Annotated in this window: 12 protein-coding genes; 6 read left to right on the top strand and 6 right to left on the bottom strand. The window is 73.7% G+C overall.

Going from position 1 to position 16668, the window contains the following annotated elements; translation table 11 throughout:
- Positions 1-20: 20 nt before the first annotated feature.
- A complete protein-coding gene (locus tag ACQ1X7_RS03350; RefSeq protein WP_432476732.1) occupies positions 21-791 on the top strand; it encodes an NYN domain-containing protein in 771 nt (256 codons plus the stop codon).
- Between the two features lies 1 nt (position 792).
- On the opposite strand, the gene ACQ1X7_RS03345 is transcribed toward ACQ1X7_RS03350, so the two are convergent.
- Together ACQ1X7_RS03345 and ACQ1X7_RS03340 are read right to left on the bottom strand one after the other, a co-directional pair.
- On the bottom strand, positions 793-1206 hold the full coding sequence (locus ACQ1X7_RS03345; protein ID WP_432476731.1) for a MaoC family dehydratase: 414 nt from the start codon (positions 1204-1206) through the stop codon (positions 793-795).
- Positions 1207-1225: 19 nt separating this feature from the next.
- Complete coding sequence (locus ACQ1X7_RS03340) at positions 1226-4117, bottom strand: ATP-binding protein (RefSeq protein ID WP_432476730.1); 2892 nt, start codon at positions 4115-4117, stop codon at positions 1226-1228.
- 195 nt (positions 4118-4312) lie between these two features.
- On the opposite strand from ACQ1X7_RS03340, the gene ACQ1X7_RS03335 reads away from it, so the two are divergent.
- The 3 genes from ACQ1X7_RS03335 to ACQ1X7_RS03325 are packed head-to-tail and all read left to right on the top strand — an operon-like array spanning position 4313 to position 7415.
- The gene (locus ACQ1X7_RS03335) at positions 4313-4885 is read left to right on the top strand and encodes an OsmC family protein (protein ID WP_432476729.1); all 573 of its coding nucleotides are present in this window, start codon (positions 4313-4315) and stop codon (positions 4883-4885) included.
- 59 nt (positions 4886-4944) lie between these two features.
- On the top strand, positions 4945-6213 hold the full coding sequence (locus ACQ1X7_RS03330; RefSeq protein ID WP_432476728.1) for a flavin-containing monooxygenase: 1269 nt from the start codon (positions 4945-4947) through the stop codon (positions 6211-6213).
- Positions 6210-7415 (top strand): NAD(P)/FAD-dependent oxidoreductase, encoded by a 1206-nt coding sequence (locus ACQ1X7_RS03325; RefSeq protein ID WP_432476727.1) that lies wholly within the window; start codon positions 6210-6212, stop codon positions 7413-7415. The genes ACQ1X7_RS03330 and ACQ1X7_RS03325 overlap by 4 nt, the downstream gene beginning before the upstream one ends.
- Before the next feature lies 1 nt (position 7416).
- Here ACQ1X7_RS03325 and hemE read toward each other — a convergent pair whose 3' ends face one another.
- Positions 7417-8451, bottom strand: coding sequence for a uroporphyrinogen decarboxylase (gene hemE / locus ACQ1X7_RS03320; RefSeq protein ID WP_432476726.1), 1035 nt, complete (start codon positions 8449-8451; stop codon positions 7417-7419).
- Positions 8452-8522: 71 nt separating this feature from the next.
- On the opposite strand from hemE, the gene ACQ1X7_RS03315 reads away from it, so the two are divergent.
- A complete protein-coding gene (locus ACQ1X7_RS03315) occupies positions 8523-9137 on the top strand; it encodes a DUF3000 domain-containing protein (protein ID WP_432476725.1) in 615 nt (204 codons plus the stop codon).
- 5 nt (positions 9138-9142) lie between these two features.
- Positions 9143-10429 carry an HRDC domain-containing protein gene (locus ACQ1X7_RS03310; protein WP_432476724.1) on the top strand — a complete coding sequence of 429 codons (1287 nt, stop codon included), beginning with the start codon at positions 9143-9145 and terminating at the stop codon, positions 10427-10429.
- A 6-nt stretch (positions 10430-10435) separates the two neighbouring features.
- Here ACQ1X7_RS03310 and ACQ1X7_RS03305 read toward each other — a convergent pair whose 3' ends face one another.
- The 3 genes from ACQ1X7_RS03305 to hrpA form a co-directional block, all read right to left on the bottom strand.
- On the bottom strand, positions 10436-11761 hold the full coding sequence (locus ACQ1X7_RS03305; protein WP_432476723.1) for an ABC transporter substrate-binding protein: 1326 nt from the start codon (positions 11759-11761) through the stop codon (positions 10436-10438).
- Between the two features lie 442 nt (positions 11762-12203).
- Positions 12204-12800 (bottom strand): hypothetical protein, encoded by a 597-nt coding sequence (locus ACQ1X7_RS03300; RefSeq protein ID WP_432476722.1) that lies wholly within the window; start codon positions 12798-12800, stop codon positions 12204-12206.
- 18 nt (positions 12801-12818) lie between these two features.
- Complete coding sequence (gene hrpA, locus ACQ1X7_RS03295; protein ID WP_432477017.1) at positions 12819-16643, bottom strand: ATP-dependent RNA helicase HrpA; 3825 nt, start codon at positions 16641-16643, stop codon at positions 12819-12821.
- Positions 16644-16668: the final 25 nt, after the last annotated feature.

Raw genomic sequence — 16668 nt, 5'->3', positions numbered from 1 at the left:
GCCGCGCCTAGGGTGGACGCGTGGACACCGACCTCAGCGGCGTACGGATCGCCGTCCTCATCGACGCCGACAACACCTCCCCCAAGTACGCCGAGGCGATCCTCGACGAGCTCGCCAAGTACGGCACCCCGACGATCAAGCGGGCCTACGGCGACTTCTCCTCGTCCCGGCTGCAGGGCTGGACCCGCGAGCTCAACGCCCGTGCGATCCGGGCGATGCACCAGAACGCCTTCACGACGGGCAAGAACTCCACCGACTCCGCGCTCATCATCGACGCGATGGACCTGCTGTACGCCGGCAACGTCGAGGCGTTCGCGATCGTGACCAGCGACAGCGACTTCACCAGCCTGGCGCTGCGGCTGCGCGAGTCCGGGCGGACCGTCTACGGGCTCGGCCAGAAGAAGACCCCGGTGTCGCTTCAGAACGCGTGCGACCGGTTCATCATGCTCGAGGTGCTGGGCACCGACACGAACGGTGACGAGGAGGACGACGGGACCGATGACGCGGCAGCCCAGCTCAACCTCCAGAGCGTGCTGACCAAGGCGGTCAACGCCGCCGCCGACGACGACGGGTGGGCGCCCCTCGGCGCGCTCGGCAACCACCTCGCCCGGAGCCATCCTTCGTGGGACCCCCGGACCTTCGGCCACACCAAGCTCAGCGCGCTCGTGGACGACCAGCCCTACTTGGAGACCCGGAAGGTCGGCAACCACCTCGAGGTCGGCCTCAAGCGCAAGGCGACCAAGAAGGCGGCCGCGAAGAAGGCGACCAAGAAGGTCGCGAAGAAGGCCTGACTCAGGGGCCGAGCTCCATCGTGTAGCAGACGGCCGTGCCGTCCAGCACCACCGTGTCGTCCTGGCGGACGACCCGCGTCCTCAGCACGGTGATCGGCTTGTCCTCACGCGCCTCGACGACCTCCACCTCGCCCCGGATCGTGTCACCGGGACGGACGGGGGCCTTGAAGTCCCAGTTGACGTTCAGGAAGACGGTGCCGGGCCCCGGCAGCTCCTCGGCCACCACGGCATTGAGGATCGCGCTGGTGATCCCTCCCTGCACCACGATCTCCCCGAACCGGGAGGCCCGCGCCGCCTGCTCGTCGTAGTGCAGCGGGTTGCGGTCCCCGCTGATCGCGGTGAACAGCTCGATGTCCTCCGCGCCGACCACGCGGGTCAGGCTGGCGGTGTCGCCCGGTATCCACGTCCTGCGCACGCGTCTCTCCTTCCGTCCTTCACGTCGGTCGGTCCAGCGAGGCCACCCAGGTCGCGATCTCGGTGCGCCGACTGGTCCCGAGCTTGGCGCCGATGTGCTCCAGGTGGGACCCCGCCGTCCGCACCGTGACCCGCAGCTCCTCGGCGATCTCGCGGTTGGTGAGCCCCCGGGCCACGAGCTTGGCGACCTCGAACTCGCGGAGCGTCAGCGGCGCCCAGGCCGGAACGGCGTCGTGCTCGTCGAGCCGCGACGCGACCTGCTCGCAGGCGTCGAGCAGCACCGTCGCCGCCTGGCCCTGGGCCGCTGCTCGCACCGCCTCGACGAGCCCGCTCGCCTCGGTCCGGCGGTTGGAGGCCAGCGCGCAGCGCGCGAGGTCGAGAGCACACCACTGGCCCTCCCACCAGCGGCCCCGGGCCGTCCACGCCTCGTGGGCGGCGCTCAGCCGCTCCCGCGCCTTGCCGGTCCGGCCGGCGGCGAGGTGCAGCAGGCCGGCCGCGTGGTCGAGGGCCGGGAGGGTGCCGGGGACTCCCCGGGCCTCCAGGTCGGCGCCCACCCGGTCGGCCCAGTCCTGGGCTGCCGCCGGGTCCGGCAGCGCCAGCCGGGCCCTCGTCCCGGTGACCAGGAAGGGGAAGAGGTTGGCGGCGTCGGCCACCTCGTGGGAGGCCTGGTACCCGGCCTCGGACAGCTCCACGGCCTGCTGGGCGTCCCCCGCGAGAAGCCGGCACTCGGCGAGCCCCCACAGGGCCGGCGAGAAGCGCTGGAGCTCGCCCATCTCGGTCCCCGCGACGCGCGCCTCCTCCAGCACGGCGGCCGCCCCCGCGAGGTCGCCGCGGCCCAGGGCCACGAAGCCCGTGACGTGCTGGGCGACGATCCGGGTGGTGATCCCTCCCAGCTCGTCGGTGAGCCCCTGCCGGGCCAGCTCGTCGGCCTCGTCCCACCGGCCGCGGCACCACGCGACGTGGGCCTGGTGGCTGGTCATGTAGCTCCGGTGGTTGGCCTGCTCGGTGCGGGCCGCGTAGTCGATGCCCTCGGCGAGCCAGTACTCCGCCCGGTCGTACTCCACCAGGGTCGAGGCCGCCGACCCGAGCATCCGGTAGGCGCGGGCGGTCTCCCACTCCAGCCGCAGCTCGCGAGCCTCCCGGGCCGCACGCTCGAGCCGGTCCCAGCCCTCGTCCATCCGGCCGGCGAAGACCAGGACGCAGCCGAGCGTGGCCGCCGTGTTGAGCCGGACCTGTTCCTCGAGGTCGCCGTCCAGGGCGAGGGCCGCCTCGCCGGCGGTGATGGACTCGTCCAGCCGGTCGTCGACCAGGTACGCCGCCGCCTTGGCGGCCAGCAACGCCGCCCGCACCTGCTCCCGGCGGGCGTCGTCCGCGGCGTCGTCAACAGGCTCGGCGAGATCGGCGATCCCGGCGTCCAGCAGCGCCACGCGCACGGGCAGGGGGTCCCCCAGCAGGTGCCGGGCGGCGACCAGCGGGGGCAGCAGCGCGGCGGCCGCGACGCGGTCACCCTGCGCCAGGTGGGCCGCCCGCGCCCTCTCGTAGTCCTCGGCGGCCCGGGCGTTGTGGTCCGTGGCGGCCGCCTCGGCGGCCCGACGCTCCAGCAGGGGCACCAACCGGCTCGGATCGTCGTCGCGGAGGCACCGGATCGCCCGGTCGAGCAGCTCGAGGGCCTCGTGGTGGGCCGACAGCGCGCTGGCGCGTTCGGCGGCCGACCCTGCGGCGGCCGACGCCTCCGGCAGCTGGCCGGCGGCCTCGTGGTGCACCGACCGGTACCCGTCCCCACCGAGCTCGGGACGTCGGCGGGCGAGCTCGGCCACCCGGGCGTGCAGGGTGCGGCGCGTGGCCAGGGGCGCGGCCCGCTCGACGGCGTCCCGGATCAGGGCGTGCCGGAAGCCGTACCAGCCGCCCGGCTCCTGCTGCAGGAACTGGCGCTCGACCAGCTCGTCGAAGGCGTGTGCCACGTCCGGCTCCGGCTGCTGGGCCAGCGAGGCGATCACGTCGAGGTCGAAGCTGCGACGTACCACCGCAGCCGTGACGCCGACCTCCTGCGCCGGGGCCGACAGCATCCCGAACCTCTGGTCGACCGCCTCGGCGAGCGTCTCCGGCACGTACGACGGATCCGCCGACAGGTGGCCGTGCACCAGGGCCTTCACGAGCTCCTCGACGTGGAGGGGCACGCCGCCGGAGCGCCGTTGGACCAGCTCGACGAGCGCCGGTGACGCGTCCTGGGCCGGCAGCATCTCGGCCACCATCCGGGTGGTCTCGGAGCCGCTCAGCCGCGACAGGGGCACCTCTTCTGCCATCCGCTGCAGCAGCAGGCGGGAGCGCCACGCGCGCACGGGCAGGTCCGGGAGCAGCTCGTCGGTGCGGACCGTCCCGACCACGAGCAGCGGCCGGGACCGGACCCGGCGGGCCAGGTGGGTGATCACGTCCAGGCTCAGCTCGTCGCACCAGTGCAGGTCCTCCAGGGCGAGCAGCACCGGCCCCTCGTCGGTCAGGCGGGTCAGCCGGTCGACGGCGTCGAGCACGAGCAGGCGGCGCCGACGGTGCGCGTCCCCGGACCCGGCGGCGGGCGGAGGAACCGCCTCGAGCCCGTCGACCAGGTCCCGCCCGAGCACCGAGATCTCGGCCCGGTCCGAACGCGCCAGCGAGTGCCCGAGATCGAGCAGCAGGCCGGCCGAGAACTCGACGTCCTCGGGGAACGCGGCGGCGCTCCAGGTGACGAAACCCTGCTCGGTGGCCAGGTCCCGCAGGGCCTGCAGGAACCGGGTCTTGCCGATCCCCGCCTCCCCGGTGACCAGCAGCAGCTGCCCCTCGCCGTCGCCGACCGCGGCGACCCGGCGGGCGGCGGCGTCGAGCGGCCCGCCCCGCCCGTGCATCGAGGGCCGCACCAGCTCCCCGGTCCCTCCCATCCGCCCAGCGTCCCACCGATTCCCGCGCACCGCCTCTCCTGGGCTCGTCGGGAGTTCACCCGATGACCGTCGGCGCGCCCCGCCCCACGCTGGATCCATGCACACGGCACAGGCGGCGTCATGAGCGCGCACGGCTGCGGCCAACCCATCGACCTGGCGCCGGAGAGACCGGCGTCACCGCAGAAGGAGATCAGCATGTCCCTCACGACCAGCGCGGCGCAGCCTCGCAACGGCGTCGACGTCCCCACCCTCTTCGGCACCCTCGACGCGGTGAAGAACGACCCGGAGATCGCGGCGTTCCAGTTCCGCGTCCGCAACCAGTGGCAGAGCGGCACCCACAGCCGGTCGGTGTACGACGACTTCTTCGGCGCCAAGCAGGAGATGGCGCACGAGCAGGTCACGGTCGTCGAGAGCGACCACCCCGCCGTCCTGGTCGGCACCGACCGCGGACCGACCCCCGTGGAGTACCTGTTGCACGCCGTCGCCGCCTGCCTCACGGCCGGCATCGCCAACATCGCCTCGGCGCGTGGCGTCACCCTGACCCGGGTCAGCTCCACGGTGACCGGAGACATCGACCTGCTCGGGATCCTCGGCCTGTCCGACCACGTCCGCAACGGCTACGGCCAGATCACCGTCACCCTCCACGTCGAGGGCGACGCCGACGACGAGACCCTGCGGGCGATCGTCGAGCAGTCGCGCCGCCGCTCGGCGGTCTACGACGCCCTGACCAACCCCACACCCGTCCAGATCGAGGTCGTCACGGGGTGACCCGTACCTCGCGATCGGGCAGCTGACGGCGATCCCGGAGCAGCCCGGAAGGAACCATGATGAGCACCACCATCGACACCCTGGTGATCGGCGCCGGCCATGCCGGGCTGGCCGTGAGCCACCTCCTCGGTCAGGCCCGCCGCGACCACGTCGTGGTCGACCGGGGCCGGGTCGCCGAGGCCTGGCGCAGCGAGCGCTGGGACTCCCTGCGGCTGTTGTCCCCGCGCTGGATGACCCGGCTGCCGGGCTGGCGCTACACCGGCCCCGACCAGGAGGGCTTCATGCCGACCGGCGAGCTGGTCGGCCACCTGGAGCGGTACGCCGCCGCGTCCGGTGCACCTCTCGAGCTCGGGCGGGAGGTGTTCGAGGTCGCGCCTGCCGACTCCGGCTTCCGGGTGGTGGCCGACTCGGCGACCTGGCTGGCCCGCAACGTCGTGGTCGCGACCGGTCCGACCGGTCGGCCCCGGGTTCCCGCCACGGCCCACGAGCTCGACCCGGACATCGACCTGGTGACGGCGCTGAGCTATCGGAACCCCGCTCAGCTGCGGCCGGGCGGCGTCCTGGTCGTGGGGGCCTCGGCGTCGGGCGTCCAGATCGCCGACGAGCTGGCCAGGGCGGGACGTCGCGTCGTGCTCTCCGTCGGGAGCCACTCCCGGATGCCTCGCCACTACCGCGGCATGGACATCCACTGGTGGCTGGAGGACACCGGTCGTCTGGCCAGCACCATCGACACCGTCCACGACCCCGCCGCAGCCCGGCGTGAGCCGTCGCTCCAGCTGGCCGGCCGGGAGCCGGACGACCCGCGGGGCGACGTGGTCGACCTCTCGACCCTGCAGGCCGTCGGTGTCGAGGTGACCGGACGGTTGCGGTCCTTCGCCGGACACGTGGCGACGTTCGCCGCCGATCTCGCCACCACCGTCGAGCAGTCGGAACGACGCCTGGGCCGCTTCCTCGACACCGTCGACCGGCACGTCGAGCAGCAGCACCTGGCCGCCGAGGTGGCGCCGGCCGACCGGCCCCGCCCGGTGCACGTCCCCGAGACGCGCGAGCGGATCGACCTGCGCGCGGCGGGCATCGGCACCGTGGTGCTCGCCACCGGCTACGTGCCCCACCGTCCCTGGCTGAAGGTGCCCGTCACCGACGACCACGGCGTGATCCGCCAGCACCGCGGCGCCACCGCCGCCCCCGGGCTGTACGTCGTCGGCCAGCGCTTCCAGCACCGACGCGACGCGGGCACCCTCGACGGGGCTCGCCACGACGCCCGCGACGTGGTGGCGGCGATCTGCGCCGACGACTGCGTCGCGCTCCGGGCCCTGGAGCTCCGATGAGCAGCCGGCAGGCACCGCACGACGTGATCGTGGTGGGTGGCCGGGTGGCCGGCGCCTCGACGGCGCTGCTGCTCGCCCGGGCGGGAGCGCGGGTGCAGCTGCTGGAGCGCGGCGACCACGGGACCGACACCCTGTCGACGCACGGCCTGATGCGCGCAGGAGTGCTCCAGCTCTCGCGCTGGGGCCTGCTGGACCGCGTCGTCGCGGCCGGGACGCCACCGGTGCGGAGCACCACCTTCCACTTCGCCGGTCAGGAGCCGTTGCGGCTGTCGATCAGCTCGCGCGCCGGGGTGGACGCGCTCTACGCCCCGCGGCGGCACCTGCTCGACCAGATCCTGGTCGACGCCGCCGCGGACGCCGGCGCCGACGTCCGGCACGGATCGCGCGTCATCGGGTTGCTGCACGACCCCGACGGCCGCGTCACCGGGGTCCGCGCGGTCGACCGCACCGGTACCGGGACCTCGCTGCGCGCCCGGTACGTCGTCGGCGCCGACGGCGTGCGGTCCCCGGTCGCCGCGGCCGCCGGAGCGCAGCTGCTCGACCGGGGACGCCACGCCAGCGCGGTCCGGTACACCTACCTCCGGGGCCTCGGGCTGGACGGCTACCACTGGGCGTACGGGAACGGTGCCGCCGCCGGCCTGATCCCCACCAACGGCGACGGCCACTGCGTCTTCGTCGCCACGTCGCCGCAGCGGATGCGGACCCTCCGCCTCGGGAGGTCCTCGGACGCGGTCATCGACCAGCTCGTGGGGTTGGCGGCGCCCGACCTCCGTGAGCCGGTGGCCCGCGCCACGCGGGTCGGGCACCACCACGGCTGGGCCGGCACCCCCGGCTTCGCCCGGCAGCCCTGGGGTCCCGGCTGGGTGCTCGTGGGGGACGCCGGGCACTACCAGGACCCGATCGGCACCCACGGCATCACCGACGCGCTGCGCGACGCCGAGCTGGCCTCCGGCGCGCTGCTGGAGGCCCTCTCCGACGACCGGGGCGAGGCCGCTGCGCTCACCGCGTACCACCGGGTCCGGGACCTGGTGTCACGGGACCTGTTCGAGGTGACCGACGAGATCGCGTCGTACTCCTGGGAGGTCGCCGACGTCCGGCACCTGCTCCGCCGGCTCAGCGCCGCCATGGCTGCGGAGGTGGAGCTGCTCGCCGCGCTGCCCTCGTCCGCCGAGTCGGGGCTGCTGGCGGTCGGCGCGACCTGACTCAGTCGCGCGGCGACCAGGTCTGCACGAACTCGGTGAGCCGGGCGAGCTGGTCGGGGTCCGTCGACGGGATCACGCCGTGGCCCAGGTTGAACACGTGGCCCCGCGCGTAGCGACCCGCCTCGATGACCTCGGCAGCGCGCTCCAGCATCACCTCGGTCGGTGCGAAGACCAGCGCCGGGTCGAGGTTGCCCTGGACGGCCCGCTCGCCGACCCTGCCGATCGCCTCGCCGAGAGGGGTGCGCCAGTCGACACCGACCACGTCGGCGCCCGCCTCCCCCATCAGGGTCAGCAGGTCGGAGGTCCCGGTGCCGAAGTGGATCCGGGGGACGCCGAGCCGACCGGCCCGCTCGAGCACCGCCGAGGAGTGGGGCATCACGTGGGTGGCGTAGTCGACCGGGGTCAGCGCCCCTGCCCAGGAGTCGAAGAGCTGGACCGCGGCCGCACCGGCCGCCACCTGCACCTCCAGGTAGGCCGCGGCGATGCCCGCGATCTTGCGCATCAGGGCGTCCCACACCTCGGGAGCGCCGAACATCATCGCCTTGGTGCGCGCGTGGTCCTTCGAGGGCCCGCCCTCGACCAGGTACGACGCCACCGTGAACGGAGCGCCCGCGAACCCGATCAGCGGGGTGCCACCGAGCTCGCCGACCAGGGCCCGGACCGCTTCGGTGACGAAGGGGACGTGTCCGGGCTCCAGGTCGGGGATCGCGTCGACGTCGGCGAGGGTCCGCACGGGCGAGGCGATCACCGGCCCGACGCCCGGCTGGATGTCGAGGTCGACTCCCACGGCCCGGAGCGGGAGCACGATGTCGGAGAAGAAGATGGCTGCGTCGACGCCGTACCGCCGGACCGGCTGGAGGGTGATCTCGGTGACCAGGGCGGGGTCGCTGCAGGCGTCCAGCATGGTGACGCCCTCGCGCACCCGCAGGTACTCCGGGAGCGAACGCCCGGCCTGCCGCATGAACCAGACCGGCGGTCGTTCCACGTCCTCGCCACGCGCGGCCCGCACCAGCAGGCTGTCGGCGACCGCGTCCATGGGGCGAAGCCTCGCAGGTCAACCGGCGTGTTCCCTCATCGGGGCCACGGCCTCCGGCCTACTGTGAGCACGTGGTCGTCCGTCAGGAGACGCGCCCCGGGACGGGCGCGGGCGAGACACCGCCCGAGTTCCGGGCGGCGGTCGAGAGCATGCGCGAGGCCGCCCTGCGCCCCGAGGTGTTCTGCGAGGAGATGCCCGCACCCCAGCGGATCGCCCCGTACTCGTTCGCGCTCAGCGCCGACGTCACCGTCGACGACACCGACGTCGGCACCGGCCGGATCATCCTGCTCCACGACCCCGACGGCAACGACGCGTGGGACGGCACGTTCCGGTGCGTGGCCTACGCGCGCGCCGAGATCGAGACCGACATGATCACCGACCCGTTGCTGCCCGGCGTCGGGTGGACCTGGCTGGTCGAGGCGCTCGAGGCCCACGGCGCGGAGCACACCGCGGCGTCCGGGACGGTGACCCGGGTCGCGACCGACAGCTTCGGCGGGATGTCCGACGAGGGTGGCACCGCCCAGATCGAGATCCGCGCGTCGTGGACGCCGCAGGACCCGGGAGCGCTGCGCGACCACGTCGAGGCGTGGGGCGAGCTGCTCTGCACCGCAGCCGGCCTGCCGCCGGTGCCCGACGGGGTCACCGCCATGCCCAGCCGACGGGGTCAGCGGGGGCCGGGACGCTGAGGAGCATGGACCCCCCCGGCGAGAAGAGCGAGCAGGAGCCTCCCGAGGAGCCTGTCGCGCCGGCACCGATGCTGCGGCTGCGCGAGCCGCTGCCCGACGTCGTCGACACCGACGCGGGTCTGCGGGAGACCAGTGCCGCGGTGGCGGCAGGGACCGGTCCCGTCGCCATCGACGCCGAGCGCGCCTCGGGCTACCGCTACTCCTCGCGGGCCTACCTGATCCAGCTTCGCCGCGAGGGCTCCGGCACCCACCTGGTGGACCCGATCGGACTGTCGACGCTCGCGCCCCTCCAGGAGGTCCTCGACGGCACCGAGTGGATCGTCCACGCGGCCACCCAGGACCTGCCGTGCCTCGCCGAGGTGGGCCTGGTGCCCACCACCCTGTTCGACACCGAGCTCGCCGGTCGGTTGCTCGGGTACCCCCGGGTGGGCCTGGCCACCCTGGTCGAGACGCTGCTGGGCCAGCGGCTCGCCAAGGAGCACTCCGCGGTCGACTGGTCGACCCGGCCGCTGCCCCGACCGTGGCTCGAGTACGCCGCGCTCGACGTCGAGGTGCTGGCCGAGCTGCGTGAGCTGCTGGGCTCCGAGCTGGCCGAGTCCGGCAAGGACGACTGGGCCCGGCAGGAGTTCGAGTGGGTGCGCGGGTTCGAGCCGGTCCCCCGGGTCGACCCGTGGCGCCGTACCTCCGGCGTGCACCGGGTCCGCGGGCGCCGCGCGCTGGGCGCCGTCCGCGCCCTGTGGGAGACGCGTGACGAGATCGCCCGCGAGCGGGACGTCACCCCCGGCCGAATCCTGCCGGACTCCGCGATCGTCGCCGCCGCCACCGCGATGCCCGGCGACCGCCGGTCGCTGCTCCGCACCCAGGGCTTCCACGGTCGCGGGGCGGCCCGCTACGCCGCCCGGTGGGTGGAGGTGCTCCGCGAGGTGGCCGAGATGCCCGAGGAGGAGCTGCCGACCCGCTCGCCCCGCGGCGACGGTCCGCCCGTGCCGCGCGCCTGGGCCGAGAAGGACCCGGTGGCCGCCCGCCGGCTCACCCTCGCCCGGGACGCCGTGTCCGCGCTGTCCGGTGAGCTCGCCGTCCCCGCCGAGAACCTGCTCACCCCCGACCACCTGCGCCGGCTGCTCTGGGCGCCGCCCGCGACCCGCGACCCCGAGGCGCTGGCGGCGGCGGCCGACCGGCAGCTCGAGCGGTACGGCGCGCGGCCCTGGCAGCGGGAGCTGACGGTGCCCCTGCTGGTCGAGGCGATCATCACCGCCGACGAGGCCCCGCCGGACGACTCCGACCCGGCCTGAGCCGCCCTACGGCGACTCGCTCGTGGGCGACGACTCCGACGGCTCCTCCTCCTCGGGTCCCAGCACGGTCTGCGACTGCTCGTCGATGCGCAGCGTCAGCGCCTCCAGGTCGGTGATCACCGGCGCCACGAACAGGGTCATGATGCTGCTGTGGACGGCGTCCTCGAGGTCGGCCCAGTTGTCGAGGAGCGGGGGCAACACGATCGAGCGGACGCTGTTGGTGAAGACCTGCGCGTGCAGCGGATCCCGGCCGGGCTGCAGGAAGTCCTGGGAGAGCGCGACCTCGAGGTTGGCCGGCACCAGGTGCCCCGTCGAGGCCACGCGCCGGATCGAGACGGGCGAGTTCATGTGGACCAGGAAGTCGGCGGCAGCCGTGAGGTTCCCGGTGTCGGCGGAGACACACATGCCGGAGAAGTTCCCGATCGTGGCGTTGCGCTCGATGGCGGGGATCGGGATGACGTCGAACTCCAGGTCCGGGACCTGGCGCAGCATCGGCACCTGCTCCCGGAACCCCGGGATCATGCCGAGCTTGCCACGCTCGAACCACTCCATCGCCGAACGCTTCGACAGCTGCTTCTGGCTCAGCGTCAGGCGAGGGTCACGGAGGACCTGCAGCACGGTGCCGAGCGCGGCCTGCGAGGAGTCGTCGGAGAAGGCGAGCGAGGTGGGTGCCTCCACGTCGTCGAACACCTCGCCGCCGCCGGCGTAGATGAACGGGGCCAGCCCGGTCAGGCTCGGGTCGACGTGGATGCCACGGGTGCCCCGCTTCGGGCGGCTCGCGAACTCCGCGGCGGCCACGAACTGCTCGTAGTTCCAGCTCAGGCCCTCCTCGGGCGCGGGGAGCCCACGCAGCCGCATCGCCTCGAAGTCGATGAGCTCGGTGTTGTAGTAGATCACCATCGGCGAGATCCCGACCGGCATGCACTGCAGCCGGGAGTCCGCGCTGTAGGCGAGGATCGAGCCGCGCGAGTAGAGGTCGCCGAAGTCGACGCCCCGCTCGATCAGCATCGAGTCGACCGGCTGCAGCAGCTGCTTCTCGCGCAGCCACGCCAGGTCCCGCTGCTCGGTCAGGAAGACGTCGGGCACCTCGCCGGTCTCGCGGATCTCCCCCATCAGCTCTTCGCGGCTGTTGTAGCCGGTCATCGTCATCTCGGCGCCGTCGTAGAGCACGTTGTAGACGTCGACGAGCGAGGCGTAGGCGTCGAGCTCCTCCTCGCTGCCGAACACCCCGAACTCGAGGGTCCGGTCGGTCGCCGTCGGTGGTGTGGTCTCGGCCTCCGGGGTGGGACCCACGTCCGCCTCGCAGGCGGCCAGTGCGAGCGCAGCGAGCATGGCTCCGACCACCGCGCGCCGTCGCAAGCAGGACCTCCCCGATCGAGTACGTCGGCCCAGCCTACCGAGGCGTAAGGCAACGTCGGCGGCCAGTCCGTGGGATCCCGTGGGGACGCCCTGCGTCTCTCTCGGGGTTTCGAGACGCGTCGCTCAGCCCCTCGCGGCGCTCGGGTCTGAGCCGACGCGAGTTGTTTCCTGAGGAGCGAGCGAAGCGAGCGCCTCGAAGGGCAACCTCCTCGCCCTCGCTGACCACAGGCTTCGCCTGTGGTCAGGGGCTCGGAGTGTGCCGGACCGGGAGCGCCTCACGGCGCGTGGCCGCTCGCAGCGGCTTCAGTTGGGACCCGGGGCTGCCGCGGCCCGGCACACTCCGACCAGCATAAGGGTTGGTGGGTGGGCCGGGGCGAAAAGAGCGGCGCCCCTGTGGAGACCGGTCCTGCGCCGGTCAGGCCAGGCCGTGGGCGAGCTCGAGGTGGCCCGCCGCCTCCAGCTGCTCGGCGAGCGCCAGCATCCGGGCGACCTCCTGCTCGCTGGTGGTCGGCAGCCCGGCCCGGCCGGTGGCGACGACCCGCGCGAAGGCGGAGGCGCGGAACAGCACGTCGGCGAAGTCGCCCCGGGCGATCCCGCGCAGCACCTGGTCGATCATCGCCTTGAGCTCGTCGGGTCCGGGCGGGTCGGCGACACCGGCCACCACGCGCGCCACCGGTGCGGCGGCCCGGCCGGCCTCGAACTGGTGGGCGACGCCGGCGGGGTCGGCGTACACCCAGGACCGCAGCAGGAACAGCCGCCACAGGCAGCCGGCCAGCGAGTCGCCCGCGGAGGCCGACCACACCTCGGCGATCGTCTCGATGCCCTCGGTGTCGGCGAGGTGGAGCAGGCGCTCGGCGACGGCGTCGTCACCGCTGTCGTGCGCCCCGCGGACGAGCAGCGTCGCGGCCCGGTCGGCGGCCTCCTGCAGCTCGGCGGGGTCGACGCCGGAGGAGATCGCCTCGAAGAAGTGGTTGCCCGGCGCCGTCGGGCGGTGGTGTGCGCGCTCGCTCACCGCGTCAGCGTAACTTCCTCACCCTGCCGCGGCGGCCAACGCCTTGCGGACGCGCTGGTCGCTGACCTTCTGCGCCGTGCCGAGCTGCTGGGCCCAGAGCGAGACCCGGTACTCCTCCAGCAACCACCGCACCTCGCGCAGCGCGGCCGACGGCGGACGCCCCTCGGCGAGCGCCTCCACCTGGTGGAGGTACGACGCCTGCAGGTCGGCCACCTGGGCCAGCAGCTGGCGGTCGCGGGCGGGCTGGTCGTCGAGCCGGGCGCGGCGCTGGTCGAGGGCGGCCAGGTAGACCGGGTAGCGCCGCAGCCGGTCGGGCCCCGCCTCCCCCACGAAGCCACGGTGGACCAGGCGGCCGAGCTGGTCGCGCATGTCGGTGAGCGAGGCCAGGACCGCCAGGTCGGCGCGACCGGCGAGCGACTTGTCGGTGGCCCGCCACCGTCCGAGCACGTCGACGACCAGGGCCAGCAGCTCCCGCATCCGCGGTTCGAGGCTCGCCCGCAGCCCCGCGAGGAGCGCGTCGTACGCCGCCTCGTCGCGGACCTCCGGTCCAGCGTCCACGGCCGCCAGCACCACGCCCCGGCGGACGTCGTCGACCAGGTCGGCGACGGTGGGGTACGGCGACCCGGCCAGGCCGAGCAAGGTGTTGTTGTCCAGCCCGGCGAGCAGGTCGGGGCGCGGGAGGGCGAGCAGCAGCAGCCGGGCCACTCCCGCGCGGTGCCGGGCGGCCGCCTCCGCGGCGGACCCGCAGACTCGCAGTCCGACGGTCGTGCCCTCGTCGTCGAGCGCGGGGAAGCCGCGCACGTCGTGGCCCGCCCGCTGCCAGGTCTGCTCGACCGGGACGCTCCCGAACGTCCAGGCCCGTTGGCCGGTGGCGGTGGTGTCGGCGGCCACCTCGGCCATCGCGTCGGCGAACTCGCCGCGCAACGGCTCCTTGAGCTGCTCGAGGTCCTTGCCCCGGGCCTGCTCACGACCTCCCTCGTCCACCACGCGGTAGGTGGGACGCAGGTGCTCGGGCACCTTCGCCCAGTCCCACGCGTCGCGGGGCACCGCGACCCCGGTGGTGGCCCGCAGGTGGCGCTCCAGTGCGTCGAGCAGCGGCTCCTCCCCCGGCGGCACGGCCGCCAGGAACTCCCGCGCGGTGTTGGGCGCCGGGACGAAGCTGACCCGCAGCTGCTTGGGGAGGCTGCGCAGCAGGCCGGTGACCAGCTCGTGGCGCAGCCCGGGGACGTTCCAGGAGAAGTCGTCGGCCGCGACCTGGTTGAGGGTGGCGACGGGGACGTCGATGGTGATCCCGTCGTCGGCCGCCCCCGGCTCGAAGTGGTAGCTGATCGGGAAGGTCAGTCCCGCCCCGCCGGGGCCGGCGGAGTGCCACTGCTCGGGGTAGTCGTCCTCGCTCACCTCGGCGGCGGCGTCGTGGGTGAGCATCTCCGGGTCGAAGGTCAGCAGGTCCGGCCGCTCCCTCCGCTCGGTCTTCCACCACTGGTCGAAGTGGGCCCCGCTGACGATCCCGACGGGGATCCGGGCGTCGTAGAAGTCGAAGAGGGTGTGCTCGTCGACCACGAGGTCGCGGCGGCGGGCGCGGTGCTCGAGCTGCTCGGCCTCCTCGAGCAGTCGTCGGTTGTCGGCCAGGAAGCGCTGCCTGGTGTGCCACTCGCCGTAGACCAGGGCGTGCCGGATGAAGAGCTCGCGGGAGAGCACGGCGTCGATCCGGCCGTACTGCAAGGCCCGGTCGGCCACTAGCGGGACGCCGTACAGGGTCACCCGCTCGCGGGCCATGACGGCGGCCCGCTTCTTCGACCAGTGCGGCTCGGAGTAGCTGCGCTTGACCAGGTGGGCGCCGATCCGCTCGGCCCACTCCGGCTTGATCGCGGCGTTCTGGCGCGCCCAGAGGCGGCCGGTCTCGACGAGCTCGCCGGCCATGAGGAACTGCGGGTTCTTCCCCTTCAGCCCGCTGCCGGGGAAGATCGCGAACCGCGTGCCGCGAGCGCCGAGGTACTCCCGCGGGCCGCCTCGACGTCCAGCAGAGTCCCGCCGGTCCCGCTCCTCGAGCATCCCGACGTGGGAGAGCAGCCCGGCGAGCAGCGCTTGGTGGATGCCGTCCTCGTCCCGGTCAGCGTTCTGCGTGCCAGGGGCGGTGGTTGAGGTGCGAGCGGAGCGAGCCTCGACACCGCCCAGGTCGACGCGCAGCTCGCGGCACACGGTGCGCAGCTGGGACTCGAAGTCCTGCCACTCGCGCACCCGCAGGTAGTTGAGGTACTCCCGACGACACATCCGGCGGAACGCCGACGACGAGAGCGTGCGCTGCTGCTCGCGGAGGTACTGCCACAGGTTGAGCCAGGTGAGGAAGTCCGACGTCTCGTGCCGGAACCGGGCGTGCAGCTGGTCGGCCTGCGGCCGCTGCTCGGCAGGGCGCTCGCGGGGGTCCTGGAGCGAGAGGGCCGCCGCGACGACCAGCACGTCGCGGACGCAGCCGAGCCGTTCGGCCTCGAGGATCATCCGGCCCAGCCGTGGGTCGATCGGGAGCCGGGCGAGGCGCTTGCCGACCCGGGTCAGCCGACCCTCCCGCAGCGCGTCGAGCTCCTCGAGCAGTTGGACCCCGGCGGACACGTGCCGCCGGTCCGGCGGCTCGACGAACGGGAACCGGGCGATGTCGCCGAGGCCGAGCGAGGTCATCTGCAGGATCACGCTGGCGAGGTTGGTGCGGAGGATCTCGGGGTCGGTGAACTCCGGCCGACCCTCGAAGTCCTCCTGGGAGTAGAGCCGGATCGCGATGCCGGCCTCGACCCGGCCGCACCGGCCGGAGCGCTGTCGGGCCGAGGCCTGGCTGATCGGCTCGACCGGAAGCCGCTGGACCTTGGTGCGGGAGGAGTAGCGGCTGATCCGGGCCACGCCGGTGTCGACGACGTAGCGGATCCCGGGGACGGTGAGCGAGGTCTCGGCGACGTTGGTGGCGAGCACGACGCGGCGTACCGACATCGGGTGGCTGCTGAACACCTTGTGCTGCTCGGCGGCGGAGAGCCGCGAGTACAGCGGCACGATCTCGGTGCCCGGCAGGTCGGCGAGCTCGTCGGCGGTGTCGCGGATCTCCCGCTCGCCGGGCAGGAAGACCAGCACGTCTCCCGGCCCCTCGGCGGCCAGCTCCTTGACCGCGTCCCGGATCGCCTCGGTCTGGTCGCGCTGGACCGGCTCGCCCTCGTCGTCGATCTCGGTTCCTGAGGAGGTCGCGCTGCGACCGTCTCGAAGGGCGGGCAGCTCGATCAGGGGGCGGTAGCGGACCTCGACCGGGTAGGTGCGGCCGGAGACCTCGACGATCGGGGCGTCGAAGTGCCGCGCGAAGCGGTCGACGTCGATGGTGGCCGAGGTGATGACCAGCTTGAGGTCCGGCCGGCGGGGCAGCAGCCGCTTGAGGTAGCCGAGCAGGAAGTCGATGTTGAGACTCCGCTCGTGGGCCTCGTCGAGGATGATCGTGTCGTACTTCCGCAGCTGCCGGTCGCGCTGCAGCTCGGCCAGCAGGATGCCGTCGGTCATCAGCTTCACCCGGCCGGCCGGCGACGTCTTGTCGGTGAAGCGCACCTGGTAGCCGACCAGCTCCGCGAGCTCGGTGCCGAGCTCGCTGGCGATCCGCTCGGCGACCGATCGGGCCGCGATCCGGCGGGGCTGGGTGTGGCCGATCAGCCGCCCGCCGGTACCCCGGCCGAGGTCGAGGCAGATCTTGGGGAGCTGGGTGGTCTTGCCGGACCCCGTCTCGCCGGCCACGACGACCACCTGGTGGTCCCGGATGGCCGCGGCGATGTCGTCGCGCCGCTGGGTGACCGGCAGCTCGGGCGGGTAGGTGATCGTCAGCTCCACAACGCGCCCGATCCTCCCA

The sequence above is a fragment of the Nocardioides sp. GXQ0305 genome, from assembly GCF_050880345.1.
GTDB lineage: Bacteria > Actinomycetota > Actinomycetes > Propionibacteriales > Nocardioidaceae > Nocardioides.
This window is presented reverse-complemented; position numbering and strand designations above follow the sequence as displayed.